24 protein-coding genes are annotated in these 25,386 nt (G+C 72.6%); 8 read left to right on the forward strand and 16 right to left on the reverse strand.

What is annotated here, in order from left to right; all coding sequences use genetic code 11:
• The first annotated feature begins 149 nt into the window (after positions 1-149).
• Positions 150-527 (forward strand): hypothetical protein, encoded by a 378-nt coding sequence (locus tag NFU81_RS14895; RefSeq protein ID WP_251489776.1) that lies wholly within the window; start codon positions 150-152, stop codon positions 525-527.
• Between the two features lie 100 nt (positions 528-627).
• Here NFU81_RS14895 and NFU81_RS14900 read toward each other — a convergent pair whose 3' ends face one another.
• The 3 genes from NFU81_RS14900 to NFU81_RS14910 all read right to left on the reverse strand — a co-directional run bounded on the left by NFU81_RS14900 (position 628) and on the right by NFU81_RS14910 (position 3,390).
• Positions 628-912, reverse strand: a complete 285-nt coding sequence (locus NFU81_RS14900; protein WP_251489778.1) for a DUF397 domain-containing protein — start codon at positions 910-912, stop codon at positions 628-630.
• Positions 878-1,762: a helix-turn-helix domain-containing protein gene (locus NFU81_RS14905; protein ID WP_251489779.1), complete on the reverse strand. Its 885-nt coding sequence runs from the start codon at positions 1,760-1,762 to the stop codon at positions 878-880. The genes NFU81_RS14900 and NFU81_RS14905 overlap by 35 nt, the downstream gene beginning before the upstream one ends.
• Positions 1,763-1,878: 116 nt before the next feature.
• Positions 1,879-3,390 (reverse strand): lipase family protein, encoded by a 1,512-nt coding sequence (locus NFU81_RS14910; RefSeq protein WP_251489780.1) that lies wholly within the window; start codon positions 3,388-3,390, stop codon positions 1,879-1,881.
• A gap of 252 nt (positions 3,391-3,642) precedes the next feature.
• Here NFU81_RS14910 and NFU81_RS14915 point away from each other — a divergent pair, with 252 nt between their 5' ends.
• Together NFU81_RS14915 and NFU81_RS14920 are read left to right on the forward strand one after the other, a co-directional pair.
• A complete protein-coding gene (locus NFU81_RS14915; RefSeq protein ID WP_251489781.1) occupies positions 3,643-4,194 on the forward strand; it encodes a hypothetical protein in 552 nt (183 codons plus the stop codon).
• Between the two features lie 82 nt (positions 4,195-4,276).
• Positions 4,277-5,392 carry an FG-GAP repeat domain-containing protein gene (locus tag NFU81_RS14920; RefSeq protein WP_251489782.1) on the forward strand — a complete coding sequence of 372 codons (1,116 nt, stop codon included), beginning with the start codon at positions 4,277-4,279 and terminating at the stop codon, positions 5,390-5,392.
• Between the two features lie 53 nt (positions 5,393-5,445).
• Here NFU81_RS14920 and NFU81_RS14925 read toward each other — a convergent pair whose 3' ends face one another.
• The 7 genes from NFU81_RS14925 to NFU81_RS14955 form a co-directional block, all read right to left on the reverse strand.
• Positions 5,446-6,042 carry a hypothetical protein gene (locus NFU81_RS14925; RefSeq protein WP_251489783.1) on the reverse strand — a complete coding sequence of 199 codons (597 nt, stop codon included), beginning with the start codon at positions 6,040-6,042 and terminating at the stop codon, positions 5,446-5,448.
• Positions 6,029-6,607 carry a SigE family RNA polymerase sigma factor gene (locus NFU81_RS14930; protein WP_251489784.1) on the reverse strand — a complete coding sequence of 193 codons (579 nt, stop codon included), beginning with the start codon at positions 6,605-6,607 and terminating at the stop codon, positions 6,029-6,031. The genes NFU81_RS14925 and NFU81_RS14930 overlap by 14 nt, the downstream gene beginning before the upstream one ends.
• 132 nt (positions 6,608-6,739) lie before the next feature.
• Positions 6,740-7,423 (reverse strand): HD domain-containing protein, encoded by a 684-nt coding sequence (locus NFU81_RS14935; protein WP_422665208.1) that lies wholly within the window; start codon positions 7,421-7,423, stop codon positions 6,740-6,742.
• Between the two features lie 150 nt (positions 7,424-7,573).
• On the reverse strand, positions 7,574-8,365 hold the full coding sequence (locus tag NFU81_RS14940; protein WP_251489786.1) for an ABC transporter permease: 792 nt from the start codon (positions 8,363-8,365) through the stop codon (positions 7,574-7,576).
• 10 nt (positions 8,366-8,375) lie between these two features.
• Positions 8,376-9,176, reverse strand: a complete 801-nt coding sequence (locus NFU81_RS14945; protein ID WP_251489787.1) for an ABC transporter permease — start codon at positions 9,174-9,176, stop codon at positions 8,376-8,378.
• A 1-nt stretch (position 9,177) separates the two neighbouring features.
• Positions 9,178-10,122, reverse strand: a complete 945-nt coding sequence (locus NFU81_RS14950) for an ABC transporter ATP-binding protein (RefSeq protein WP_251489788.1) — start codon at positions 10,120-10,122, stop codon at positions 9,178-9,180.
• Between the two features lie 222 nt (positions 10,123-10,344).
• Positions 10,345-11,121, reverse strand: coding sequence for an SDR family oxidoreductase (locus NFU81_RS14955; RefSeq protein WP_251489789.1), 777 nt, complete (start codon positions 11,119-11,121; stop codon positions 10,345-10,347).
• 211 nt (positions 11,122-11,332) lie between these two features.
• Between NFU81_RS14955 and NFU81_RS14960 the strand changes: the two genes are divergently transcribed.
• A complete protein-coding gene (locus tag NFU81_RS14960; protein ID WP_251489790.1) occupies positions 11,333-12,247 on the forward strand; it encodes a helix-turn-helix domain-containing protein in 915 nt (304 codons plus the stop codon).
• A gap of 101 nt (positions 12,248-12,348) precedes the next feature.
• Positions 12,349-13,059: a copper homeostasis protein CutC gene (locus NFU81_RS14965; protein ID WP_251489791.1), complete on the forward strand. Its 711-nt coding sequence runs from the start codon at positions 12,349-12,351 to the stop codon at positions 13,057-13,059.
• 30 nt (positions 13,060-13,089) lie between these two features.
• Here NFU81_RS14965 and NFU81_RS14970 read toward each other — a convergent pair whose 3' ends face one another.
• Complete coding sequence (locus tag NFU81_RS14970) at positions 13,090-13,707, reverse strand: hypothetical protein (protein ID WP_251489792.1); 618 nt, start codon at positions 13,705-13,707, stop codon at positions 13,090-13,092.
• Positions 13,708-13,873: 166 nt separating this feature from the next.
• Complete coding sequence (locus NFU81_RS14975; protein ID WP_251489793.1) at positions 13,874-15,994, reverse strand: HelD family protein; 2,121 nt, start codon at positions 15,992-15,994, stop codon at positions 13,874-13,876.
• Positions 15,995-16,306: 312 nt separating this feature from the next.
• On the opposite strand from NFU81_RS14975, the gene NFU81_RS14980 reads away from it, so the two are divergent.
• Positions 16,307-16,552, forward strand: coding sequence for a hypothetical protein (locus NFU81_RS14980; protein ID WP_251489794.1), 246 nt, complete (start codon positions 16,307-16,309; stop codon positions 16,550-16,552).
• Here NFU81_RS14980 and NFU81_RS14985 read toward each other — a convergent pair.
• Both NFU81_RS14985 and NFU81_RS14990 read right to left on the reverse strand, forming a co-directional pair.
• A complete protein-coding gene (locus NFU81_RS14985) occupies positions 16,498-18,150 on the reverse strand; it encodes a DNA repair helicase XPB (protein WP_251489795.1) in 1,653 nt (550 codons plus the stop codon). The genes NFU81_RS14980 and NFU81_RS14985 overlap by 55 nt on opposite strands.
• Positions 18,151-18,573: 423 nt before the next feature.
• Positions 18,574-18,915, reverse strand: coding sequence for a hypothetical protein (locus NFU81_RS14990; protein WP_251489873.1), 342 nt, complete (start codon positions 18,913-18,915; stop codon positions 18,574-18,576).
• Positions 18,916-19,625: 710 nt separating this feature from the next.
• On the opposite strand from NFU81_RS14990, the gene NFU81_RS14995 reads away from it, so the two are divergent.
• On the forward strand, positions 19,626-20,390 hold the full coding sequence (locus tag NFU81_RS14995; RefSeq protein ID WP_251489796.1) for a VanZ family protein: 765 nt from the start codon (positions 19,626-19,628) through the stop codon (positions 20,388-20,390).
• Positions 20,391-20,626: 236 nt separating this feature from the next.
• On the opposite strand, the gene NFU81_RS15000 is transcribed toward NFU81_RS14995, so the two are convergent.
• On the reverse strand, positions 20,627-23,104 hold the full coding sequence (locus NFU81_RS15000) for a helicase C-terminal domain-containing protein (protein ID WP_251489797.1): 2,478 nt from the start codon (positions 23,102-23,104) through the stop codon (positions 20,627-20,629).
• A gap of 263 nt (positions 23,105-23,367) precedes the next feature.
• On the opposite strand from NFU81_RS15000, the gene NFU81_RS15005 reads away from it, so the two are divergent.
• Positions 23,368-24,330, forward strand: coding sequence for a hypothetical protein (locus NFU81_RS15005; protein ID WP_251489798.1), 963 nt, complete (start codon positions 23,368-23,370; stop codon positions 24,328-24,330).
• 52 nt (positions 24,331-24,382) lie between these two features.
• Here NFU81_RS15005 and NFU81_RS15010 read toward each other — a convergent pair whose 3' ends face one another.
• Entirely contained in the window at positions 24,383-25,381 is a 999-nt protein-coding gene (locus tag NFU81_RS15010) for an ABC transporter substrate-binding protein (protein WP_251489799.1), read from the reverse strand.
• Positions 25,382-25,386 lie beyond the last annotated feature (5 nt).

Consider the following 25,386-nt stretch of genomic DNA (forward strand, 5'->3'; position numbering starts at 1 on the left):
GTTTTGCGAGGCTCTGGAGAACCTCAAGTTCATAGACTCGCAAAGCTTTGGCGGGCTACTGTCAAATTGTTCGCCACGAATTCATGGCACCGGCGGACATCCTCCACCATTCGGGTCTTCTCGTGGCCCCATGCGAAAAGAGGAAACACATGCGCAAGTCCATGTTCACCCGTCTCGCAATTGTCGGCGCAGCTGTCACCACCATGGTCGTCACCGCACAGGGGACGGCCATGGCGGACAGCAACAAGACCATCTACCTGCCGGACGGCCGCGGTTACATGAAGTTCATCGACGACGGGGACGTCTTCGTGATCTGTGACACCAGAGTCGACGACCACGGTGTCACGGGGACGCTGAAGAAGCAGTACCTCACCGGAAACATTTCCGAGCTGTGGTCCGAGCAGGACGGCGGCGACGCCGGCTGCGACAATCACCCCTACAACATCGGGAATGACGGCTGGTACGAGATGAAAATCACCTGGAACGGCGGCGGTAGCGCTGTCTATTCCGGGTGGTTCAACGAGTAATCCGGAATTCCCCCGAGGTTGATCCGACCTCACGCCGCCCCGCGTGGTGAAGGACACGAGGGCCTTCACCAGGCGGGTGGTCGTGCTGCTGAATTCGCTCTCAGGCGCCGGGGAATTCGCCGCGGGCGGTGGCGTCCACGAACGCGGTCCACGCGGCGGGGGTGAACGTCAGGGCGGGACCGTGCGGGTCCTTGCTGTCCCTGACGGGGATGAGGTCGGGGATGTTGTCGGCGACCTCGACGCAGTCGCCGCCGCTACCGCCGCTGTGGGTGCTTTTACGCCAACTGGCGTGCGTCAGGCTGTCGCTGGCTTCGACGCAGTCGTCACCGCTTCCGCCGCTGTACGTGCTCTTACGCCACGTCACCGCCGCTGGGTTGAGATCCATGCTCGTACTCCTCGGCTACCGCTTCGATGAGCGTCAGGGAAGCATCCGGCGACAGGGCCGCCGCTCCGAGAAGATCGTATGCCAGCTCATGGCGCCTGACGTCAGCTGGGTTATCAACCAGGGTGCCGTTGCCGACACTTGAGAGGTAGGCCATCGGGGTGTCGTTCTTGAAATCCATGAGTCGTAGCGGACCCTCCATCCCCGCGTGCGCGCCCGCGCTGAACGGCAGGACCTGGAAGATGATTCGGCTGCGCCGGATCATCGCGGCGACGTAGCGGAGCTGCTCAGCCATGGCTTTCGGGCCGCCCACCGGGCAGCGAATGGCGGCCTCGTTCACGATGGCCCAGTAGAGCGGGCGGTCCGCACTGTCGAAGATGCGTGCCCTGATCAGCCGAGCGGTCAGCCTCTCCTGGACCAACTCATCGTCGAGCACCGGGTCGTAAGCGCGGATGACGGCCAGCGCGTAGGCCTCGGTCTGGAGCAGGCCAGGCACCAGCAAGGGTTCCCACTGCCGGATGTCCGTAGCATCGGCCTCCAACTCAACGACCCCGGCGAAGTGTTCGGGATACGGCGTCGCACGCCCCGCCGCCAGGTTGCGGACGAAGAACCCTCCCGCGTCCAGGACGCGGTCGAGTTGCTCGGCCATGTCGGGCTGGATGCGGCGCTCGCCGCTCTCCATCTTCGCGATGAGCGAGTTGCCGACGAACAGCAGCTCGCCCAGGCCGGCCTGGCTCAGCCCCGCCCGCTCGCGCTGGAAGCGCAGCTCCGCGCCGTACATGGCGCGGGGCGACTGCGCGGGGTCGAGCTTCTTGGAGGCGGCGGAGGAGGAGGCGGGTTTGCGGTCGGCCATGTCGTGACTCCCGGGGGGGTTCATGGGGCGTGCGGGACCAGCACCTCGACCGACAGTAATGCGTAGTACGCACCGCGTGTGGGGTAAACCGGGAAATTCACCCCGCTCCGGCGCCGTCAGGAGGTGTAGGTGAACTCGGCAGCCGGACCGGCGGGGGAGAGGTAGCCGTTCACCAGCACCCTGACGTCCCTGATCGCGCCGCGGCCCGCACCGGACGCCGGCGCCTCCGCCGTGAGCACCGTCGACGAGGTGTACTGGACGCTCGTCGCGAGCTTCTTTCCGAAGTACACCGTCGGAGCCGGGGTTTTGGTGAAGCCCGTGCCCGTGATGGTGACCTGCTGCTTCCAGGCCCCCGAGGTCGGGCTGATCTCGGTGACGATCACGGGCGCGGGCCCGCCGTAAGCGAACTGCGCGGACGCGACGGCCGGCGAGGTGCCCAGGGTGTTGGTGACGCGGACCGCCACGACGCCGAAACCGGCGGGCACCCTCCCGGAGATCCGGGTGTCGCTCTCGACGGTGAACTGCGTGCCCGGGGAGGTGCCGAAGTCGACGACGCTGTCCGTCGTGAAGCCCCTGCCCGCGACGATGACCGGGTTGCCCTCCAGGCCTTCTGAGGTGCTGAGCATCGTCACCACAGGGCCGGCGGTCATCTGCGGAGCGTTCAGGATGTCCAGGTAGCTGGAGTTGGCGTGCTGGGCGGCGACCTGGGCCATGAAGTCCCCGACGGTGCTGTGGACCGCCACGGGGTCGTAGGGCTTGTAGTCGCCCGCGTTGGGAGCCACGGTGTTGTCCGGCTGGACGTAGACGTTCGGCCCGGGGAGGGCCTCCAGTTCCGGGATGATGACGTCTTTGACGTAGAAGTCCGCGGCCGGTCCGGGCTTGGGGAAGAAGTCCTTGGCGGTGTCGAGGCCGGCCCAGGCCAGCGGCACCATGTCGTACGCGTTGACGTACCCCTGGTTCACCACCCACTTCACCTTGTTGAACTGGGCGGCGAAGTCCTGGAGGCCCGCGGTGGGGGCGGCGAAGGTGTAGACGCCGAACTGCGGCGCGAGTCTGCTCCACGGGCGCGACTGCAGGTAGAGCGCGAGCATGGTCGCCAGGCAGCCGCCCAGGCTGTGGCCGATCACGTAGACGGTCGCGTTCGGCGGCGCGCTCGCCCCGAGGGCACTGACCAGGGCCTGTTCGAGGGTGCCGGTCGTCGCCGCCGGGGTGTTGGTCATCCGGAGGAGCTGGGTGAACGCCGCCATGGCCCCCTTCGACACCGACGGCGGCTGCGAGGCTCCACCGAAGTTGAAGGGGACCACCGTGCCGACGCCGAGGTCCTCCAGCATGTCCGCCACGTTCGCGTTCGAGCCCCGGACGACCACGGCGAACTCGTTCGGCCCTGAGGTGTTCTTCACGATGTACGCCATGTTCGCGTTGTCCGGGCTCAGCGCGAGCCACCTGAGCTGCCACACCCCCTGCGTCGCCAGGCCGGTGTCGGCGAGCTGCTGGGTGACACCGGCGACGATGCGCGCCTCCTGCGCCGCCAGGGTCTCTCCCGAGGGGCGCGGCGTCGCCCCGGTCGCCGCGATCGCGGCCAGCGTCATGGCGCCCCCGGGAGTCAGCGGGGTCGGTGTTGCCGTCATGGTCGCTCCTCGGGAACGTGCTCGATCACCGAGCGGGTCAATGGATGGCCCTCAACGTATGTGCCCATGGGAGTATTTGAGGCAGCGTCAGGCGCTGGGCCGCCCGAGACCAGGCCATTGGGCTATTCCGACACCCCGGCGGACGCCCCGGGTCGTCCGCCAGGGAAGAGCCCCCGCGCTCACCAGCACAAACCGGGGTGCGAATATGCACAGGTCGTTCACATCGATCGACCTTTCCGGCAGGACGGCTCCATGAAGCGCAAGCATTTCTCCCGCTCCCGGGTGGCCGTGGCCACCGCCGTGGCCCTCGCGGCGGGGATCGCCGGGCTGCCCGGCGTCGCGACGGCCGATGAGGCGCCTGCGGCGCCGAGGATCGCGGTGGGGCGCGCGACCGTCGACCTTTACGGACCCGCGGCGGAACTGGACGTCACGCTGACCGCCCCGCCCTCGGCGGACGCGTACGTGGCGCTCGACAGCCCTGGCGGACTGCACTTCACCGACGACGCGGGCAACGTCCTTCCCGTGGTCAAGGTGCCGGGCCACGTGGACCGGGTCCTCGTCGGCGCGGACGACAGCGACCACAACGGCGTGCCCGGTGCTCCGCTGACCGCGGGAGTGATCCACCTGCACGTCAGTGCGGCCTACCCGGCACAGAACGCGGTGTACGGCTTCGTGGGCTACATCGTGGACGGTTCCACCGGCGAGCCCGTCGTCAGCGCCGCGGGCACCGACAGGGGGGGGCGTCACCGTCAACGCGCCGAAGTTCCGCGCGACCTGGCTCGGCGTCTCCGGCAGCGAGAGTGACACCGACGTGTCCGTGGTGGCCGGAGAGCGGCGTGCCACGATGGTCGACGTGGCCACCACGGACACAGGGACGCTGCCTCCGGTGACGCAGACACGGCTGACCATCACGGCCGCGTCGATCGCCCAGTCCGGATACACGCCGCAACTGCTGGCGTCCATGCTGCACCTCGGCTACTCCACCGACTCCTCGACCTACACCGCCCAGCGGTGGACCGTGACGGCCGACGGGTCGCTCACCATGGGATTCCCGGCCCGGCGGTGGGCTCCCCCCGGCGGGACGTTCTCCGAGAGCCTGAAGCTCACCGCGGACTGGGGGCTCCCCTCGGGGGAGGTGATGGTCGACCTGCAGTCCTTCGGTGCCGACGGGAAGCTGTACGCCGGTTCATTGGCGAGCGTGTTCGTGGGGGCGTTCCAGGTGCCCGCCTACCTGCGGGGGGTCGTCTTCGGGCGGGACTCCAACGGGGAACTCTGGCGTTACGAGGCCACCCCCGACCCGGACCGTCCGGGCCGGTTCGCCCCTCCCGTACTCGTCGGCCAGGGCTGGAACGCGTACTCCGCGCTGACCCCGCTCGGCCTTCTCAAGGCCGACAACACCGGTGGCGGCCTGGTGGCCCGCGACCGCTCGGGCGTGCTGTGGTTCTACCGCAGCAACGGTGCCGCCGGCGGCTCCTTCGCGCCGCGCACTCGCGTCGGCACGGGCTGGAACACGTACAACTCCCTGGTCGGCGCGGGCGATGTGACCGGCGACGGACACGCCGACCTGCTCGGGCGGGACAGCGCGGGCGTGCTGTGGCTGTACCGCGGTACGGGCTCGGCGACCGCGCCGCTCGTGTCGTCGCGCGTCCGGGTGGGCGGGGGCTGGCTGGGGTACAAGTCGCTGATCGGCGCGGGGGATGTGACCGGTGACGGTCGTGGCGACCTGCTCGCCGTGGACGCCGCGGGCAAGATGTGGCTCTACGCGAGCACCGGCAACTCCGCCGCCCCGTACCGCAGTCGCGTCCAGGTCGGCACCGGCTGGCAGATCTACAACCGCATCGTCGGCGTCGCCGACATGACCGGCGACGGCCACCCCGACCTGCTCGCCCGCGACCCCGCCGGCCGCCTCTGGTACTACCGCGGGACCGGCAACCCGGTTGCCCCGTACGCGGGTCGGGTGCAGAGCGACACCGGCTGGAGCGGCTACGACGTCGTCTTCTAGGCCTCCCGGCCTCCGGCAGGACGTCGGTCGTCCTGCCGGAGGCCGGGGGTGCCCTACCGGTTGCCGGAGCAGAGGTCGACGTTGACGGTGTCGGTCAGCTTCATGCCCTTCAGGTAGTCGGGGTCGCCCACCGCCTTGACCAACCGCGGAGTGCCGTGGAACACCATCAGCACCGTGCCGCGCCTGCCGGTGCACGGAGCCCAGGTGATCGAGCCGGTACGCAGGTTGTGCTTGCTCAGCATCGTCTTGGCGTCCTTCAGGGTCAGGCCTGCCAGGTCGATGGTTGCCAGGCCGTGCCCCTTCTGCGTGACGAGCTCCACCTGTGCGAAGTGCCAGCGGGCGTTGACCTCGGTGATGGCCGGGGAAGCAGTGGCGGGGACGGTGGGCTCGGCTCCGGCGGCCCGCCCGGCGCCTTGCGCGCTGTGCCCGATGGTGGCCAGGGCGGTACCGGCGCCGACGATGACGGCCGCCGCGGTGAGGGCGGCGACGGCCACGCCCCGCTTGCGCCGGCTGCTGCGGGCGATCACGTCCGGCTCGAAGGCCGGTGCGGTGGCGGAGTCCGCGAAGTCGTTCATGGCACTCACCAGTTCCTGTTCGAAGGGGGTTCCTCCGCCGCGGCCGGAAGGCCGTACGTCGTCATACGGAGTCATCGGATTCCTTCCGGGGGCGCTGCGTTGACAGGCCGGAGCGTTCGGGGAACTGACCTCGGAGTTTCTCGATGCCGCGGGCGAGCTGCGATCGCACTGTGCTTGCGGAGATGCCCAGGTCACCCGCGATCTCGTCGTCGGACAGATCGTGGAAGTACCGGAGCACCACAACGGTGCGCATGCGCATCGGAAGGTTCTGCAGCGCGCGGACCAACTGGTCCCGGCTGTCTATCCGCCCGTACTCGTCACCGGGTGCGGTCATCTCGCCGCCGGGCGGCGCGGGCACCGTACGGCGGAACTTCCGCCAGCGGTCGTTGGCCAGGTTCACCATGATCCGGCGCACGTATGCGTCCGGGGAGTCCGCCGCGGCGACGGCACGCCACTTCCGGTAGACCCGTTCGAGCGTCTCCTGGACCAGTTCCTCCGCCACGTCCGGGCTGCCCGTCAAGACGAGGGCTCCCCGGTACAGGCCGGCCGAGCGGGACGTCACGAACGCGTGGAACGCGGTTCCCGCCGGATTCGTGCCGACCAGCACGGTTTCCGATGTCGGGTCGGTCGCCAGATCCATGGGCTCCTCCTTTCCTGTCACCCCCTACCGACGGGGGCAGCCGGAGGATCTGCTGCATGGCCATGACGTGACCCAGGTCACAACGCCGCTGTCTTCGCGGCGGGTTCGGCCTCCGGCCGGAGCCCCGGAGCGCTACGCCTCCAGCAGCTCCAGCTCCGTCGTGAGGTTGCGGCGGGCCGTGCGCTCCCAGTGCTCCTGGCCGTAGGGGGTGCGGAACAGGTGGGGGAGGTCGAGCAGGCGGCGCAGGATGTCCGCGCGGCCCGTGCGGAAGTCGGGGTCGGGGACGAAGGCGTACTCGGCGCGGACGGCGGCGGCGTACGCGGCGTAGGAGGCCGGGTCGCCCGCGAGGACGGCGAGGTCGGCGTCGCAGAGGACCTCGCCGTCGGCGTCGCCGGGGGCGGGGTCGTGGGTGACGGTGAGGCGGACCAGGCGGACGACCTCGGCCGTGCGGTCGGCGTCGACGCCCGCCTCGCCGAGCGCGCGGCGGGCGAGGTCGGCGCTGCGCTCCTCGTTCTCGCTGCGGTCGGGGCGGTAGACGGCGTCGTGGAACCAGGCGGCGAGCGCGACGGTGTCGGGGTCGTCGGCGTAGGCCGTCAACTCGGTGGCGCGGGCCAGCACTTCGGAGAGGTGGTCGAGGGTGTGGTACCGCCGCTGGGGCTCGGCCCAGCGCTCCAGCACCTCGCGCCCGTACGGACCGGGGTCGGGCGTGTCGTCGGGGCCTGCGCTCTGGCAGCGGCGCAGCAGTTCGTTCCACTCGGCGAGCAGCGCGTCGTAGCGGGGGTGGGCGGCAGCCCTGGTGTGCGGCATGCGGGTCATTCTGACGGAATGGCGCCCCCCGTTCGTGCGGGGGTTGTGTCCGCGGCGTGTGGATCGGGTTCCGCTGCAGTGGAGGGTGCATCTCAGGGGCGCGGGGATGTGCGCACCCGCCCCCCGACCGCGCCCCGCCCGCCCCGCGCCCGCGCGCCGTCACGGCACGAGCGTGCGCTCCAGGCGGCGCAGGGCCAGCGCCATCGACGCGCAGCCGAAGAGGAGCAGGTAGCCGGCGGCCCATCCGACGCCGGCGTCCACGACGCCGAGGGACGGCTCCCGGATCAGCTCGATGCTCTGGTAGAGCGGCAGGCACTCCACCGCGATCTGCACCGGGCGGGCGTACACGCCCAGCGGGTAGAAGGTCGTCGCGAACAGGAACATCGGCAGCATCACCAGCTGAACCAGCTGGAAGTCCTGCCAGCTGCGGATGTACGTGACGACCGCGAGGCCGGCCGCCGCGAAGGCGAAGGCGATCAGCAGCGCGCCGGGCAGGATCAGCAGCGCCCACAGCGAGTGGACCAGGCCGAAGGCCGCCACCGCCGCGCCGAAGACCACCGTGACGGCGGTGCCGCGCAGCAGCGCCCACGCGACCTCGCCGAGCGCGACGTCACGTATCCGCAGCGGTGTGGCGAGGATCGAGTCGTAGGTGTGCAGCATCTTGAGCTTGCCGTAGATGTTGAACGTCGTCTCGTTCATGGCCCCGTTCATCGCCGCGGTGGCCAGCAGCCCGGGCGCGACGAAGTCGACGTAACCCACGGACGGGTCGCCCAGGCCCGGCACATGGCCGACGAGGGCGCCGATGCCGACGCCCATCGACAGCAGGTACAGCACCGGCTCGAAGATCTCGGCCAGCAGCAGGTACCAGGTGTGGCGGTAGATGACGAGGTTGCGCTCGACCAGGGCGGCGGGGCCTGCCACGGCCGGGGATTTCCACAACGTGCCCAGCATGGCGGTCCTTTCAGCGGTTCAGTCGGTGGGTGTACGACCGGCGCGACACCCAGATGCCGGCCGCGGTCATGGCGAGCAGGTAGCAGGCGTGCACGGCGGTGGCGCCCGGGTGCGCGCCGCCGAGTGCGGCCGCCCGGGTCAGGGCCACGCCCTGGTACAGCGGTGTGCAGGTGGCCACCGCCTGCAGCCAGTACGGGAGTTGGCTGATCGGGAAGAAGGTGCCGGAGAACATGTAGAGCGGCATCACGACGAAGCGGTAGAGCCCGTTGAGCCGGCTCTGCCGGTCCACCAGCACCGCCCAGGCCATCAGCGGGGCCGCGAAGGCCGTCCCGGTGAGCAGGACGGGACCCGCGGCGAGCAGCGCCCTGGCCGGGCCGACCACCCCGAAGGCGACGACCACGCCCAGGAAGAGGAGGCCGCTGAGCAGCACCCGGAAGGCCACGAAGAGCAGGTGCCCGGCGAGGATGTCCGTGGGGCGCATCGAAGTGGCCACGGCGGCCGAATAGTTGCCGCGGGTGCGGGACGACTGGAAGACGGGGAAGGCGCCTTCGATGAAGCCGTTCTGCATCGCGGAGGCGGCCAGCAGGCCCGGCGCGAGGAAGTCCAGGTAGGGCGTGCCGGACAGGTGGCCGCTGTGGTTGGCGTCCACCAGCTTGCCCAGTCCCGCGCCCATCGCGGCCAGGAAGAGCAGCGGGTTCGCCACGCTGATGACGACGGTGCCGCGCCAGATGCGGCGGTAGCGCCGCATCCAGTAGCCGAACTCCCGCAGCGCGGGCACCCGGGCGGTGAGGGTGTCGGTGGTCAGTGCCATCTCAGTCCACCAGCGTCCGGCCGGTGAGGGTGAGGAAGACGTCTTCGAGCCCGGCCCGCCGAACCAGCGCGGTCAGCGGCTCGGCTCCCGTGCGGTGGACGGCCGCGAGGGCGTCCTCGCCGTCGTCGGCGTACACCAGCAGCCGGTCCGGCAGCGCTTCGAGGCGGTCGCCGATGCCGGCGACCTTCTCGGCGGCCTGGGCCTGGAGGTCGGCGGGGAAGCGCAGTTCGAGCACCTCGCGGGTGCAGTGCGTGGTGATGAGCTGCCGGGGGCTGCCCTCGGCGACGATCCGGCCGTGGTCCATGACCACGATCCGGTCGCACAGCTGCTCGGCCTCGTCCATGTAGTGCGTGGTCAGCAGCAGCGTCACACCCTGCTGCTTGAGCCGGAAGAGCCGCTCCCAGAGCAGGTGCCTGGCCTGCGGGTCAAGGCCGGTCGTCGGCTCGTCGAGCAGCAGGATGTCCGGCTGGTTGACCAGCGAGCGGGCGATCGTCAGGCGCCGCCGCATGCCGCCGGACAGCGCCTCGACCTGCTCGTCCGCCTTGTCCTCCAGGCGGGCGAACTCCAGGAGCTGGGCGGCGCGTTCACGGATGACTGCGCGGGGGAGGCCGAAGTAGCGGCCGTAGACGAGGAGGTTCTCGCGGACGGTCAGCTCGGTGTCGAGCGTGTCGTCCTGCGGGACGGAGCCGAGGCGGGCGCGGATCTGGGGGCCGTGGGTGGCCGGGTCCATGCCGAGGATCGACAGGCGGCCGCCGGATATCGGGGAGACGGCGGCGACCATCCGCATCGTGGTGGACTTGCCGGCGCCGTTGGGGCCGAGGAAGCCGAAGGCCTCGCCGGCGGTCACGGTGAAGTCGATGCCGGCGACGGCCTCGGTCGGGGCGCCGCCCCCGCGCGGGGCGTGGACTTTGCGCAGCCCCTTCGCCTCGATCAGCACGTCCGCCATACCGGCACCACTCCCCGCCCGTGACCTGCCCTGCCCCTGGCCCGCCTTGGTGGCGGCCGGGTCATCCCACCATCGAGGGGGGTGCAAAATCAACAGGTTTTGCCGCAACTTCCTTACGTCGATGAGCAATCTGTTCGCAGAGGCGTGCTGTCAGGTCTTCCGGAGCGGCCGGACCGTGTGCCGCGGCCTCGTGCGAGGACCGCGGCCCCGCGGCATCCGGGGTCAGGCGACCTGGCCGGTGGGCATGATGGTGACCTGCTGCAGGTTGACCCGCGGCGGCAGGCCGGCGAGGAACCCGACGGTCTCGGCGACATCCTGCGACGTGAGCCACTCCGTCGTCTCCCTGGAGCCTTCCAGCCACTCCCGCGCGCCTTCGTCGGTGACGTGGCTCTGCAGTTCGGTGCCGACGATGCCCGGCTCGACCGCGGACACCCGCACCTTCTTCGGCCCCAGCTCGGTGCGCAGATGCCGGGACAGGTGCGAGACGTACGCCTTGCTGCCGGAGTAGACCGCGAAGGTCGGGAAGATGTTCTGCGCCGCGATCGACGAGGTGTTGATCAGGTCGGCCACCCCGCGCTCCGCCGCGGCCCGGATCAGCTGGGGCGTGAAAGCGCCGATGACGTTCATCAGGCCGCTGATGTTGAGGTCGATCTGGCGCTGCCACAGGTGGGTGGCCACCTCCCCGACCGGGGACGGCAGCATGACGCCCGCGTTGTTGAACACCAGGTCGGCGTCGCCGAACTCGGCCGCCACCCGGTCCGCGGCCGACTGCACGGCCGCCGCGTCGGTCACGTCGACCGCCAGGGCGAGGGCCTGACCGCCGTCCTTCTCGATCCGGGCGGCCAACTCGTCCAGGCGGTCCCGGCGCCGCGCCAGGACGGCGACCCGGGCGCCCAGGGCGGCGAGGTGCCGGGCCGACGCCTCACCGATGCCGCTGGAGGCACCGGTGACGACAGCGACGCGGCCGGCGAGGGGGCGGGAGGCAATCTGCGTGGTCAAGGGACACGCCTTTCGGGGAAGGTTCCTGAAGGGTGGGATCAGGGGGTCGGGACCGCGGCCTGTCGCCGTCGCTCCCTCCACAAGAACACCACCGGCAGACGTCTCCTGGGGTGCCGTAACAGGCCCTGACCAGGCGGGTATTGGCGAGGCAGGTACCGGCGGTACCCCCCGGCCCGGACCGCGGCCGCCCCGCGCACGCCACACTGGGGGCATGGATGACCGTGGTCGCGAGCTTGCCGACTTCCTGCGTACCTGCCGTGCCCGGGTGACCCCCGGCCAGGCGGGGCTGCCCGAGGACGGCCGCGCCCGCCGCGTGCCCGGCCTGCGCCGTGACGAGGTCGCCCGGCTGGCCGGAGTCAGCACCGAGTACTACACCCGCCTCGAACAGGGCCGGGCGCTGAACCCCTCCCCGGAAGTCCTGGAAGCCCTCGCCGGCGCCCTGCGGCTGGGCGCCTCCGAGCGCGAGCACCTCACCGACCTGCTGGCCCGTCCCGCACCGGCCCGCCGCGCCCCGGACGGCTCGCAGCGCGTACGCCCCGGCCTGCACCTGATGCTGCAGACCCTGGACCATGTGCCCGCGTTCATCCTCGGCCGGCGCACGGACGTCCTGGCGTCCAACCGCCTGGCCCGGGAGGTCCTCACCGACTTCGACGCCCTGCCCGCGCCCCGCCGCAACCTGGCCCTCTATTACCTCCTGGACCCCGAGGCCCGCCAGTGCGTCGGGGACTGGGAGCGGATCGCCGCCGAGACCGTCGCCATCCTCCGGCTGGAGGCGGGGCGGAACCCCCATGACCGGCGACTCGCCGACCTCGTCGGCGAACTCACCTTGAAATCGCCGGAGTTCTCCACGTGGTGGAACGACCACCGGGTGCTGCGCCGGACCCACGGCGCCAAGACCTACCACCACCCCCTGGTCGGAGACCTCCACTTCTTCTACGAGTCCTTCCAGGCGCCCGGCGAGGGCGACCAGTCCCTGTGCGTCTACAACGTCGAGCCGGGCTCCGAGACCGCCCGCTCCCTCCAGCTCCTCACGAGCTGGACGGCACCGCAGCCGGACACGCTCTCCCGGCCCGAGCCCGGCACCCCGCGAGAGCGTCAGGTACGGGACGCGTCCGGGGACCGTTGAGCAGGTGGACGCCGACGCCGCGGTAGCGGAATTCCGCTGCGCTCCGGGCAAGGGGGACCCGGGGGTCGCGTGGCGCGGGGGCAGTCGGTAGGCTTGGGCATATGTCTAGACCAATCTTCGAGGTGATCGCCCTCGGCGCGGACGATGCCGTAGCGGCCCAGGCCGGTGGCGCCGATCGGCTCGAACTGGTCACCGATATGGCCGCGGACGGCCTCACTCCGTCCCGCGCGACCTTCGGCGCGATCCGCGCCGCCGTCGACATCCCGCTCCGCGCGATGCTGCGGCTCTCCGACGGCTTCAGCGCGGGGGGTGCGCGCCGGCTCGACGCCCTGTGCGAGGCCGCGCAGGGCCTCCGTGCGGAGGGCGCCGACGAGTTCGTCCTCGGCTTCCTCGACGCGAAGGGTGGCGCGGACCTGGACGCCGTCCACGCGCTGGTCGACGTGCTCGACGGGTGCCGCTGGACTTTCCACCGGGCGATCGACCGGGCCGCGGACCGCGACGCCGTACGGCTGCAGCTCGCCGGGCTGCCCGGGCTCGACACGTACCTGACCGCCGGGTCGGCGGACGGGGTCGGCGCCGGGATGGACGTGCTCTGCGCGGAGGCCGCGCGCGACGGTGAGCCGGGTTACGAGCCGCGCCTCCTCGTCGGCGGCGGGCTCCTCCTCGACCACGTGCCCGAGCTGCGGGCGGCGGGCCTGGACGCCTTCCACGTCGGCGGCGCGGTCAGGGCCGGCGGATGGGCCGGCCCCGTGGACGTGGACGCCGTCCGCACCTGGCGCGAAGTCCTCGACTCCCCGGTCGCGGTGTCCTGACCCCTCCCGCTCCCGGGGGCGGCCGAGGCGTCAGAACGGGTTTTCCGCGGCGCCCAGGACGACGAGCTCCGTGCTGTCCAGCACCTTCGCGAGCGTCTGCGGTGCGCCGTGCATATGGCGGTAATCCCACTGCGCACGCTGGATCGTCCCGTCAGGGTGGCCGAGCGCCTGCAGCACGTCCCAGTGCAGGCCCTGTGCCCATACGTACCCCGGATCGCCGTCGACGTCCTTCTCCTCCTCGTCGATCGGGGTGTCCGCGAGCGCGGAGGACAGGCGGTGGCTGTCCACCGGCCCGGCGGCGAAGTCCAGGAACGCGGCGGGGTCTATGTTCGCGGGGGTGCTGTCGGCGTCATCGTCGCCCCGGGGCGGCCGGGAGTCGTAGCGGTGGGCGCGCACTCCGTCCCGCCAGACCTCCAACTCCAACCGGTCACCGTCGTACTGGAAGGCGGCCAGCACCGGGACGCCCGACCCGGAGCTGATCGGCCCGGCGAGCGAGAAGATGTCGTTCCCTTCGACGAACCGGTCCGGATGGGCGAGGCAGAACCCCGGCCCGGCGGCGGTCGCGTAACCGGCCGCGCAGACCGCGCGCAGGACCGGGGCCGCCTGTTCGAGCGGCATGGGGATCAAGATCGTGCCGTACGTGGTCACGGCCTCACCTCCTGGAATGCGACGACCGTACGCGGTGGTGGCGCCGGGGGGCCAACAATTTGAACGCCCCGCATCCGCATCCGCTGCACGCCCCGCACCCGCACCCGCATCCGCTGCCCGGCCCGCAGCCCGCCACCGGTCGGCGGTGGGCTGCGCGGGCGCCCCGTCAGGCGGCCAGGGCCGGGGGCAGCGGGGAGGCGTGGAGGACGGTCAGGCCGGAGACCGCTCGGGTGAGGGAGACGTAGAGGCGGCGCAGGCCGGTGCGGGGGTCGGGCTCGGCCGCGATGATCTCGGCGGGCTCGTCGAGGACGACGTAGTCGTATTCGAGGCCCTTCGCGAGGGACGCGGGGACCAGGGTGAGCCGGGCGGTGGCGGAGGTCTCGGCGCCCGGGGCGAGGTAGGGGAGGCCCGCCTCTTTTAGGGCGGCGCCCAGCACCGCGATGCGCGGGTCGGCCGCGATCAGCCCGATGGAGCCCTCGTGCCGCAGCGCGGACCGGCACGCCTCGACCACCGCCGCGTCGAGCCCGTCCGGCGCCACCGCCTGGACGGCGAAGTCACCGCCCGCCTCACGGACCGAGGTCGCCGGGGCCAGGTCGGGGGCGATCTCCGGCAGCAGCCGGGAAGCGTAGGCGATGACCTCCCGCGGCACACGGAAGCCGCGCGTCAACTCCTCGACCCTGGCCTCCGGTTTGCCGAGGTGCCGCAGTGCCTCCGCCCAACTGGCGGTGGCCCAGGGCGTCGTGCCCTGCGCGATGTCGCCGAGGACGGTCGCCGAACCGGTCGAGCAGCGCCGCCCGACGGCGCGGTACTGCATCGGGGAGAGGTCCTGCGCCTCGTCCAGCACCACATGCCCGAGCGACGCGGTGCGCTGCACCAAGTCCCTTGCCTCGTCGATGAGTACCGCATCCGCCGACGACCACTTCGCCGACGCCAGCCCCCGCGCCGGCTTCTCCCACAGCAGCAGCTTCTGCTCGTCCGCGTCGAGCAGCCCGTCCGCCGAGGCGGCGAGGAAATCCGGGTCCGAGAGCAGCCGCAGCACCAGCTTCGCCGGATCGACCGGCGGCCAGCACGCCTTGACCGCCGCCTTCACCGCCGAGTTGCGGGCCACCGCGTCCTGCACGCGGTCGTCGGGCGCCTCGCCCGCCCGTTCCATCTGGACCAGCACCGCGTGCGCGATCCGCTGCGGCAGCGCGTCGTGCGCGGCGCCGTAGCGGATGTCGCGCTCGGCCAACTCCTTGACGATCTCCTCCAGTTCGTACGCAGGCACCCGCCAGCGCCGGGAGCCGCGCACCACCATCACCGGCTCGGTCGGCATCCGGATGCCGGACCGCACCGCCCGGCGCAGCACCTCCGCCATCCGGGCGTCGCCCTTGACCGTGGCGGTCGCCGCCGAGTCGGCGCCGCGCAGCGGCACATGGGCCACCAGGTCGTCCACCGTGGCCTGCTTGACCTGGAGTTCGCCCAGCGCGGGCAGCACCTGCTCGATGTACTGGAGGAAGGACGCGTTCGGCCCGATCACCAACGTGCCGGTGCGGGCCAGGCGTTCGCGGTGCGCGTACAGCAGGTACGCCACCCGGTGCAGGCCCACCGCCGTCTTCCCCGTGCCCGGCGCCCCCTGCACGCACACCGTGCCGCTGACCCCGGCACGGACGATCTCGTCCTGCTCGGGCTGGATCGTCGCCACGATGTCCCGCATCGGGCCGACGCGCGGCCGTTCGATCTCGGTCTGGAGCAGCTTGCTGGCGGTGTCGGCCTCCGCCGGGTCCGACAGGTGCTCGTCCTCGTACGCGGTCAGCTCGCCGCCGGTGTAGCCGAAGCGGCGCCGCAGCCGTACGTCCATGGGCTCGACGCGCGAGGCGCGGTAGAAGGGCTGCGAGACCGGCGCGCGCCAGTCGATCACCATCGGGTCGCCTTCGGCGTCGTGCACATGCCGGCGCCCGATATAGAAACTTTCGCCCTCCCGTCGCCCACCACCACCCTTGTTCGAGGCGCTGGGCGCCGCCCCTCCTGATGCTCCCTCCGCCAGGTCCGAGCCGGGCGCGTGGCCGTAGTCGAGGCGGCCGAAGAACAGCGGGGTGTGCGCGAGGTCGGCGAGCGCCTTGATACGGACCTCGATCTCGCCGGCGAGGATCTTGGCGTTGACCCAGTTCCCCGTGACATCGCTGATGTCGAGCGCCTCGACGTCCTCCCGCATGGCCCGCAGCGCGGACCGGGACGACGAGAGGTGGTCGCGCTCGCGCTGGAGCGGATCGGGGGTGTGGTCCTGGGTCGGGGCGTGCGAGGGCACGGCTCTGCCTCCGTCTGGTGTGCGGGTACGTGTACGCGTACGTCAGGAGGCCGACCGGTTTCCGTCCGGCCGGCGGCTCTCCCGTCCGGGAGACGTCCGGGAGGCGGCAAGACGGGCGATCTTACGCTCCGGACGCGGGGGACGCGAACGAATTAACCCGCCCGGCTCCCCGTACGAGCGGGTGGGGACCTCTCAGGGGTGACCCTGAGGCCGGGGTAGGGGTCGCAGGTCCGCCCGGAGGGGGACACGCGGCGGAAGAATTACATCCACAGCCCGACGTGGGCAGGATGCCTGATTTCGTACCGTGGAGATATGGCCTCCACGATCATTCCCCCAGGTCCGGCCGTCCACGGTGCCACCGTGCTCGGCGCCCGTCCCGACGACCACCCCCGCCACCGGCTCGGCGACGCTCTGCGAGCGGTCCGCGTATTCGCCGGTGCTGTGGTGGAGGTGGTGGTCCTCGGCAACGAGGGCAAGCTGCTGACCCGGCAGGACGACCCCGGTCAGATATCCTCGTCCGCGCCCGTCAGGAGGTCGTCCGCGTCGACGATCCGGTAGGCGTACCCCTGCTCGGCCAGGAAGCGCTGGCGGTGGGCCGCGAAGTCCTGGTCGATGGTGTCGCGGGCGACGACCGAGTAGAAGCGGGCCTCGTGGCCGTCCGCCTTCGGCCGCAGCACCCGGCCGAGCCGCTGCGCCTCTTCCTGGCGTGAGCCGAACGTGCCCGACACCTGGATCGCGACGGTCGCCTCCGGCAGGTCGATCGAGAAGTTGGCCACCTTCGAGACCACCAGCACCGACAACTCGCCCTGCCGGAAGGCTTCGAAAAGCTTCTCGCGCTGCGAGTTCGGCGTCTCGCCCTTGATCACCGGGGCGTTGAGGTGCTCGCCCAGCTCGTCCAGCTGGTCGATGTACTGCCCGATGACGAGCGTCTGCTCCCCGGCGTGCTTGGCCACCAGCGCCTCGGTCACCCGGCGCTTGGTGTCCGTCGTCGCGCAGTAGCGGTACTTCTCCTCGGTCTCGGCGGTGGCGTACGCGAGCCGCTCCGCGTCGGTGAGGTTGACCCGCACCTCGACGCAGTCGGCGGGCGCGATGTAGCCCTGCGCCTCGATCTCCTTCCACGGCGCGTCGAAACGCTTCGGGCCGATGAGGGAGAAGACGTCCGACTCGCGGCCGTCCTCGCGCACCAGGGTCGCGGTCAGCCCGAGCCGGCGGCGGGCCTGGAGGTCGGCGGTGAACTTGAAGACGGGTGCGGGCAGCAGGTGCACCTCGTCGTAGACGATCAGGCCCCAGTCGCGCGAGTCGAACAGCTCCAGGTGCGGGTAGACGCCCTTACGCCTGGTCGTCAGCACCTGGTAGGTGGCGATCGTGACCGGGCGGATCTCCTTGCGCGTACCGCTGTACTCGCCGATCTCCTCCTCGGTGAGCGAGGTGCGCTTCACCAGCTCGTGCTTCCACTGCCGGGCCGAGACGGTGTTCGTGACCAGGATCAGCGTCGTCGCCTTAGCCTCGGCCATCGCGCCCGCGCCGACCAGCGTCTTGCCCGCGCCGCAGGGGAGCACGACGACGCCGGAGCCGCCGTGCCAGAAGCCTTCTACGGCCTGCTTCTGGTACGGCCGCAGCGCCCAGCCGTCCTCGGCCAGCGCGATCGGGTGCGCCTCGCCGTCCACGTACCCGGCGAAGTCCTCGGCCGGCCAGCCCAGCTTGAGCAGCACCTGCTTGATCTGGCCGCGCTCCGAGGGGTGCACGGCGACGGTGTCCTGGTCGATCCGGGCGCCGACCAGCGGCTGCACCCGCTTCGAGCGCAGGATCTCCTCCAGCACAGGCCGGTCGGTGGTGGTCAGCACCAGCCCGTGCGCCGGGTCCTTGCTCAGCCGCAGCCGCCCGTAGCGGTCCATCGTCTCGGCGACGTCGACGAGCAGCGCGTGCGGTACGGGGTAGCGGCTGTACTCGACCAGCGCGTCCACGACCTGCTCGGCGTCGTGGCCCGCGGCGCGGGCGTTCCACAGCCCCAGCGGCGTGAGCCGGTAGGTGTGGATGTGCTCGGGTGCGCGCTCCAGCTCCGCGAACGGGGCGATCGCCCTGCGGCAGGCGTCGGCGAGCTCGTGGTCGACCTCCAGCAGAAGGGTCTTGTCACTCTGGACGATCAGGCAGGACACGCGGTTACCTCCGGCGGGCCGGGCGTGGGGCGAACTCTCGATTCTACGCTCCCGGCGCGGAAGCGGGGACGGCTCGCCCCGCGGGGAGCTTCCCCCGGGCGGGCGGCGCCGCGGGAGGCCCCTCGGGGCGCCTCGGGAGCGCCTTGGGAGCGTCTTGGCGGCGCCATCCGTGCGAATCTGCGGCGCCCTTACTCGTGGCTTACATGGCAATAAGTCCTATTTGATGTTTTCTGCCCCCATGGATCATCAGCAGACGCATCCCCCCGCAAAGTCGCGCCGGCGGGGAACGTTCCGCGCCGTCGCGGCCTCCTCCGCCGTCGTCGTCGCGGGAGTCATCGCCGCGGCCGGCCTGCTGCTCCCCGCCTCCGCCTCAGCCTCCGCCTTCGGCGAGGGAACGACGGGCGACGGGTGGCCGTCCTCCGGCTACGGGAACTCCCAGCCCTCCGAGCAGCCCAGCCAGCCGGACAGCTCGTGGCCGGCCGGCTCGGCCGGCTCGGCCGGCTCGGACAGCTCGTGGCAGGAGCACTCGGACAGCTCCTGGCCGGTCGGCTCGGCCGGCTCGGCTGGCTCGGACAGCTCGTGGCAGGAGCACTCGGACAGTTCGTGGCCCGCCAGCTCGGGTCCGGACAGTTCGTGGCCCGAGCAGACGACCAGCTGCCCGCCCACGACGTCCCCCACGACGCCGCCGACGTACACCCACCCGTCGGGCCACCACCACCCGGGCCACCACCCGTCGCACCCGCCGACGACGCCGCCCACCAGCACGCCGCCGACGACGCCGTCGCACCACCCGGGCCACCACCCGTCGCACCATCCCTCGCACCACCCGAGCCAGCACCCCTCGCACCACCCGTCGCACCACCCGTCGCACCACCCGAGTCACCACCCGACGGGCCACCCGTCGCACCCGCCCACGCACCACCCGAGCCACCCGCCGACGCATCACCCGTCGCATCACCCGAGTCACCACCCGACGGGCCACCCGTCGCACCCGCCCACGCACCACCCGTCCCACCCGCCGACGCATCACCCGTCGCACCCGCCGACGCATCACCCGTCGCACCCGCCGACGGACCACCCGAGCCACCCGCCGACGGATCACCCGTCGCACCCGCCGACGACGCCGCCCACCAGCACCCCGCCGACAACGACTCCGTGGCACCACCCCACGGGCCACCCGTCGCAGCCGCCCAGCACGCCCCCTGGGCTGCCGCACACCGGCGCTGACGGAGTGGAGTGGATCGCCGCGTCCGCGGTCGCGGTACTGGGCGCCGGCGGAACGCTCGTCTACATGGCCCGACGCCGTCGCGGCCAGCACGGATGAGGCTGTCCCCGCGGTAACACCCGGTAACCGCCGCGCCTACCCCCAGCGGCGGTGCGTGGGAATCCGGCCGTCGTACGCCGTCACCCGGCGTACGACGGCCGGTCCCGGGTATGCGGCGCCAAGTAGGCGTCCGCAGGGAGGGGTTACGGCCATGGCGATCCGTGTCGCACTGCTCGACCGGATGCGTGGGCCGCGGCCCACGGCGAAGCCCAAGCCGAAACCGGCCGCGAAGCCGGTGCCGGCGGTGAAGCCGAAGTCCAAGTCGGCGGTGAAGCCGGCCACCAAGCCGGCTGCGAAGCCGAACAAGCCGGCTGCGAAGCCGAACAAGCCGGCTGCGAAGCCGAAGCGGACGCCGAGGCCACGACCGCGCCCCCGCGGGCGTAAGACCCCGCCGCCGGTGCTGCAACGCCGCACCCTCGGCCCGACGCTCGCGCGGGCCGCGGTCATGGCCGCCGCCATCGTCTGCATGGTCGCCTTCGCGGCGGCGCTGGCGAAGGTCACGCTGGTGCCGTCGCCGTCGTCCGACTCCTTGATCCACACGAACCTGCGCCCGGGGGCGTCCATCCGCGCGTACCTCGACCAGCCGGCGCTGCGCGACACGGTCAAGCAGATCGGCGGCAACGTGCTGCTCGGGGTGCCCTTCGGCATCCTGCTCCCGATGCTCTTCCCGCGTGCCCGCGGACTGCTCCGGGTCGCCGTCCTCACCGCGCTGGTGATGGTGCTCATCGAGGCGACGCAGGGGGCGATGGTGGAGGGCCGCGCGTTCGACATCGACGACGTCATCCTCAACACGACGGGCGCGCTCCTCGGCTACCTCATCCTGGGCCGCCGCCTGGGCTCCGCCCTCCACCCCCACCGCAACCACTGGTGGCACCGCTTCCGTCGCGACCCCCCGAGAGAGCCCAAGCGCCCGTGAGGGCACCCTTCAGGGGCGCGCAACCACCCACCGGCCGGTGGTCCGTCTCCGACAGCAATTGCCCCTCCGGGCCGGTGACGACCTGCGCCCGGGCGGTGGGCTGGTCGCGCAGTTCCCCGCGCCCCTATGTGCTCGGCTCTGCCGCAGAGGTCAACCTCCAGGGGCGCGAGGAACGGCGCGACCCACCCACCGGCCGGTGGCGGCGGGGGGCGACGTGAGGCCCGTCATGGGCCAGGTCAGGACGGGTCTTCGGCGAGTTCCGCCACGCCGGTGATGCGGTGGATCGCGAAGGTGCGGACCTCGTCCGCAGTGTGGTCGTAGGCGGTGACGTAACCGCCTTCGACTCGCACCGGCGCGATGACGCGCTGCGTGGCGTTGCCCTCCGCGTTGACGTACCCGATCCAGAGCGACTCGCCGGTCAGGACGGCGGACTGCACCGTGGCGAGGGTGTCGGCCGCCGGGGTGCGGGGGAGGCCGGGGGGCGGGTCGGACGGGGTGCGGTGGACGGCGGTGGCCGCCCGGTCGCCCGCCCTGATCGCCTTGACCGCGAGCCCGAGCAGCGCGGCGTCCGGCACGGGCGGCCCGTCGGGCACGGGGACGGGCGGCGTACGCGGCGGGGTGCGGCGGGCGTCGGGCCGGGTGATGAGCACGTCGCCGTCTGCGGACTCCGCGGCGGGGGCCAGGCCCATGGCCCGGAGCCGTTCGAGCAGCGTCGAGGGGTCGGTCTGGGCGGCGAGCACCGTGGGGGCGAGCCGGCGCAGCCCGAGCCCGGAGGCGCGGCGGTCCGCGAGCAGCTCGGTGAGCAGCGCGTCGTCGTCGCAGCGCAGATACGCCGCTGCCGCCCCGACCCGCAGCGTCCCGTGCCGCCGGGCCATGTCGTCGATGAGGTAGCTGAGCGGCTGCGGCACCGGGGTGCGGGAGTGCTTGGTGAGGAAGGCCTGCAGCTCAGCGGCCGTACGCCCGGCGTCCAGGGCGCGGCGTACGGAGTCGGGCGTGAAGCGGTAGACGGTCGCGCCGCCCTTGGACTCGATGTCGGCCAGGACGCCCAGCGTCTCGGCGAGCGCGGCGACCAGCGGGCCGGGGGCGACCGCGGTGAGGTCGGCCTGGAGCAGCACGTGGTCGAGGGGTTCCGGCAGCAGCGGGGAGAGCAGCGCGGCGGCCCGGTCCTGGCCGAGCCCTTCCGCCGAGTCCAGCAGCGGCCTGGCGTGCGCGGCGAGCGCGCCCCGGCCCGTCACGCCGAGGGTCTCCGCGTCCTCCAGCGTCCAGCCGAGCAGGTCCTCGCGCAGCGCGTCGGCCGCGGCCCGCAGCGGGCGGTCCCAGCGCAGCCTGGCCAGCAGGTCCCCCCGGCCGGCCGCCGCGCCGAGCGGCAGCGCGGCCAGCAGCCGCAGCGCTCCGCGGCGTACCCGGGGGGCGAGCGAGCGGTCCAGGTCGGGGCCGAGCGCCGCCAGCGCCCTGCCCTTCGGGTCGCGCGTGCCGACCAGGCCTGCCGTGCGGGTGGCGGCCAGCCACGCGGCGGCCAGCGCCGCCCACTGCCGCTCGGCGGGCAGCAGCAGCCACTCGTCGGCGGCCGGCGTGGGGGCGTAGGCCTCGTCGACCTCGCCGTCGGTGGCGACGAGGCCGGCAGCGTAGGCCAGTTCCAGCCAGAAGGCGGTCTGCGGCTCGGTGAGGTCCAGCGCGGCCGCCGTACGCCGCAGGTCGCGGACGCTGATGCCGCCGGCCCGCAGCACCGCGGGGCCGCCGGTCTGCCACTCCTTGAGCAGGTCGGTGACCGTGCGTACGGCCGTGAAGGCCTGGCCCGCGGCGGTGGCGTCCACCGTCTTCGCGGTGCGCTGCACCGGGGCGACGGCCGGCGGCACCGGCTGCGGGGTGCGGTGCGCGCGGCCGGCCCGCAGGGCGAGCGCGGCCTCCCGGGGCAGGACGACGTTGTGCTGCCCTGCGGGCAGCAGCAGGCCGCGGGCCAGCAGCCACTGCACGGGAGTGCCCGCGCCCGCCGCCCGTACCGCCGCGGTCGCGTCCCTGACCTCGCCGTACGGCGGCCCCCACACCAGCCGGTCGAGCACCGCCCGCGCGCCCTCCGGCGCCTCCGCGAGCAGCGCCCCGAAGCGCTCGGGGTCGGCGAACAGCCCGGCCAGCGCGGTGATCGCGCTGCTCGGGTCGTGCGTCGCGGCGAGGCCCGCGTCCGCGAGCACCTCCTGGAGCCGGGCCGGCGACATCCCGGCCGTCGCCTCGGCCACGGAAGGGCCGAGCCCGGTCGGGGACGGCGTCGCGGCGGACGGCGCGAGCACGTCCCGCGCGGTACGCACCAGCCGCAGCCGGTCCTCCTCGCCCCAGATGAGCCCGTGCTCGCGCAGCGCGGCCACGGCCCGCGGCAGCGCGCCGGCCACGGCGGCGGCGACGTCCGGGTCCAGCGCCTCGCCGACGCCGGCCACGGGCGACCGCCCGGTCATCAGCTCACGCAGCGTGTCGTACGGGCAGCCGTCCGCGGTCACCGCCAGCGCCTCGGCGGCCTGCTGCGTGAACGCGTCGAGGTGGTCGAGCGCCCGCAGCACCGACGTGCGCGTCGCGGCGCGGGTCGCGAGCTGCGTGAGGTCGGTGGGCACCGGGGCGAGCAGGTCGGGCCGCGCGCGCAGCAGCGCGGCCAGCGCGTCGTCGTCACGTGCGCGCAGGTCCTCCGCGAGGGTGCGCGGGGCACCGCTGCTGCCTCCGGTCGTCATCCGTCCCACATTAGGCCCTGTCCGGCCCCTCACGCGGAGTACGGGCCCCGGATACGCGCTGAAGGCGGTTTCAGCCTCCGTTTCCGCCCGGCTCGCGTGCTTCATCCGCCTGCTGCTCGCCGTCGCCCTCGGGAGGATCGCGGCCGGCGGGTGTCCGAGCCGCGACAGCACGGGGGCGCGGCGGTGTCCGCGGGGACAGGCGCCGCGGTGGGCGGTACCGTCGGCGAAAGCGGAGTGCGGTCCGGGCAAAGGGAGTTGGAGCGGTGGGGGTCGAGAGCGATCGGCTGGTGTTCGACTATCTGAGCCGGGTCGGGGACCTGGCGCAGACCGCGATGCCCGCCGCCCAGCGGATGCAGCTGGTCGCGCAGCTGCGCAACGACATCGACCGGGAGCGGCGCGGCGCCGACTCCGAGGCCGCGGTACGGCGGATCCTGGGGCGGATCGGCAGCCCGGACGACGTCGTCGAGGCCGCCGCGGGCCAGGGCGGTTCCCGGCCCGAGGCGGCGCAGCCCGAGGAGCCGCCCCCCGGGTCGTACGGGCCGTATGCCAAGGGGCCGGGGCCGCAGGTGCCGCGCGCGGCGCGGGTGCCCAGGCCCGGCAAGGGGCAGGACGCGGACGGCGCCGGGGACTCCGGCGACGGAGGCCGGGAGTGGTGGCAGGGCGGCGGGCGGCCGCGGGCCGGTGACGAGCTGGCCGGGCTGCCCGGGATGACCGGCGGGGTCTTCATCTCCTTCGACGACGAGGAGTTGGACCCGGAGGACCTGCCGCCGGGCGCGAAAGCGGGCGCTGCACCGCCGGTTGAGGAAGCCGAGGCCGAGGAGGCCGTGGAGCCGGCCGCGCGGCGGCGGCGCCTGCTGCGGCGCAGGCCGCGCACGGAGGGGCGGCGCCGCAACTGGGGCAGCCCGGTGCTGCTGCTGGCCGCCGCGCTGCTGGTCGTGGGGGCCGCGATCGGCTCGCTGATCCCGCTCGGGCTCGGCTGGCTGGCCGCCTACCTGTCCCGCAGGCTCAGCAGGCCGCAGGCCAAGTTCGCGGTGCTGTTCATCCCCGGCGCCTTCGCGGCCGGGATGCTGGTGTGGATCTGGGGCCGGGACGTCGGCAAGTGGGGCGCCCCGATCGCGCAGGGCCAGATGGGGCAGGCCTTCCAGGACGCGTACCCGTCGACGATCCGGATGGCCGCCGTCGGCACCGCGCTGTACGTGCTGTGGCGGAACCGGCGGTCGGGGTGAGCCGGCGGTCGGGTTGAGCCGGCGGTCGGGGTGAACTCCCCGGCTGCGGTGCCTACTTCGCGGTGAGGTCCTGCTGCAGCTCGTCGAGGATCTTGCCGGCGGCGGTGTATCCGATGCCCTGGTACCAGAGCTGGTCGTCCACCCGGTGGGCGTGGCCCGCGCCGACCGCGGTGAGCTGCTTCCACAGCGGACTCCCGGTCACCTGCGTCTCCTTGGCGGCCTTCGGGTCGCCGTAGGTGGCGTAGAAGAGGGCGTCGCCGTCGGCCTTGTCGATCTGCTCGGGGCTGACGTCGACGTCGAGCCGGTCGACGTCCTGCACCGCGGGCCGTGCCAGGCCGACGTCCTTGAGGACAGTGCCGATGTAACTGGCGTTGCCGTACAGCCGGATGTCCGCGCCCTCCACGAAGCGCACCATGCTCACCTTCGTCGCCGCCGCCTTCGCGGCCCCGCCGAGCGCCGCGGTGACAGCCGCCACGTGGTCCTTGTACGCCGCGAGCACCTGTGCGGCCTGCGCGGTACGGCCCAACGCGGCCGCGTGCAGCTGGAAGTCGGCCTTCCACGGCGCACCGGTCGACTCGGTCAGCACGGTCGGCGCGATGTGGGACAGGGCGTCGTAGTGAGCGCCGTCCCTGACCTTGCTGCTGAGGATCAGGTCGGGCCTGAGGGCGGCGACCGCCTCCAGGTTGGGGCTGGCGATCCCGCCGACGTTCGTGATCCCGGCCAGCGCGTCCTGCGGCAGGTAGTCGAGGAAGCCGGAGCTGGTGCCCGCGCTGGTCGCGCCGACCGGCTTGACGCCGAGGGTGATCGCCGAGTCCAGCTCCGCGGTGTCCAGGACGACCACCCGCTGCGGATGGTCGGGCACCTTCACAGGACCCATGGCCGTGTCGACGGTGTGCGTGCCGGACGCCGCCGTGTCCTTGCCCGAGTCCTTGCCCTTGCCCGAGTCGGAGGAGCCGCCGGACGAACAGGCCGCCGTCGCCAGTGCCGTACAGAGCAGCACGGCGGCGACGGCGGTCAGGCGGGTCGAACGGGCGCTGCTGCTACGGGACATGGCGG

The organism is Actinacidiphila cocklensis (genome assembly GCF_907177275.1).
Classification (GTDB): Bacteria; Actinomycetota; Actinomycetes; order Streptomycetales; family Streptomycetaceae; genus Actinacidiphila; species Actinacidiphila cocklensis.

What these genes read in the sequence shown, in the direction of transcription:
- NFU81_RS14895 (WP_251489776.1), top strand. Translation starts at nt 150, where the DNA reads ATGCGCAAGTCCATGTTCACCCGTCTCGCAATTGTCGGCGCAGCTGTC.
- NFU81_RS14900 (WP_251489778.1), bottom strand. Translation starts at nt 912, where the DNA reads ATGGATCTCAACCCAGCGGCGGTGACGTGGCGTAAGAGCACGTACAGC.
- NFU81_RS14905 (WP_251489779.1), bottom strand. Translation starts at nt 1,762, where the DNA reads ATGGCCGACCGCAAACCCGCCTCCTCCTCCGCCGCCTCCAAGAAGCTC.
- NFU81_RS14910 (WP_251489780.1), bottom strand. Translation starts at nt 3,390, where the DNA reads ATGACGGCAACACCGACCCCGCTGACTCCCGGGGGCGCCATGACGCTG.
- NFU81_RS14915 (WP_251489781.1), top strand. Translation starts at nt 3,643, where the DNA reads ATGAAGCGCAAGCATTTCTCCCGCTCCCGGGTGGCCGTGGCCACCGCC.
- NFU81_RS14925 (WP_251489783.1), bottom strand. Translation starts at nt 6,042, where the DNA reads ATGACTCCGTATGACGACGTACGGCCTTCCGGCCGCGGCGGAGGAACC.
- NFU81_RS14930 (WP_251489784.1), bottom strand. Translation starts at nt 6,607, where the DNA reads ATGGATCTGGCGACCGACCCGACATCGGAAACCGTGCTGGTCGGCACG.
- NFU81_RS14935 (WP_422665208.1), bottom strand. Translation starts at nt 7,423, where the DNA reads ATGACCCGCATGCCGCACACCAGGGCTGCCGCCCACCCCCGCTACGAC.
- NFU81_RS14940 (WP_251489786.1), bottom strand. Translation starts at nt 8,365, where the DNA reads ATGCTGGGCACGTTGTGGAAATCCCCGGCCGTGGCAGGCCCCGCCGCC.
- NFU81_RS14945 (WP_251489787.1), bottom strand. Translation starts at nt 9,176, where the DNA reads ATGGCACTGACCACCGACACCCTCACCGCCCGGGTGCCCGCGCTGCGG.
- NFU81_RS14950 (WP_251489788.1), bottom strand. Translation starts at nt 10,122, where the DNA reads ATGGCGGACGTGCTGATCGAGGCGAAGGGGCTGCGCAAAGTCCACGCC.
- NFU81_RS14960 (WP_251489790.1), top strand. Translation starts at nt 11,333, where the DNA reads ATGGATGACCGTGGTCGCGAGCTTGCCGACTTCCTGCGTACCTGCCGT.
- NFU81_RS14965 (WP_251489791.1), top strand. Translation starts at nt 12,349, where the DNA reads ATGTCTAGACCAATCTTCGAGGTGATCGCCCTCGGCGCGGACGATGCC.
- NFU81_RS14980 (WP_251489794.1), top strand. Translation starts at nt 16,307, where the DNA reads ATGGCCTCCACGATCATTCCCCCAGGTCCGGCCGTCCACGGTGCCACC.
- NFU81_RS14995 (WP_251489796.1), top strand. Translation starts at nt 19,626, where the DNA reads ATGGCGATCCGTGTCGCACTGCTCGACCGGATGCGTGGGCCGCGGCCC.
- NFU81_RS15000 (WP_251489797.1), bottom strand. Translation starts at nt 23,104, where the DNA reads ATGACGACCGGAGGCAGCAGCGGTGCCCCGCGCACCCTCGCGGAGGAC.
- NFU81_RS15010 (WP_251489799.1), bottom strand. Translation starts at nt 25,381, where the DNA reads ATGTCCCGTAGCAGCAGCGCCCGTTCGACCCGCCTGACCGCCGTCGCC.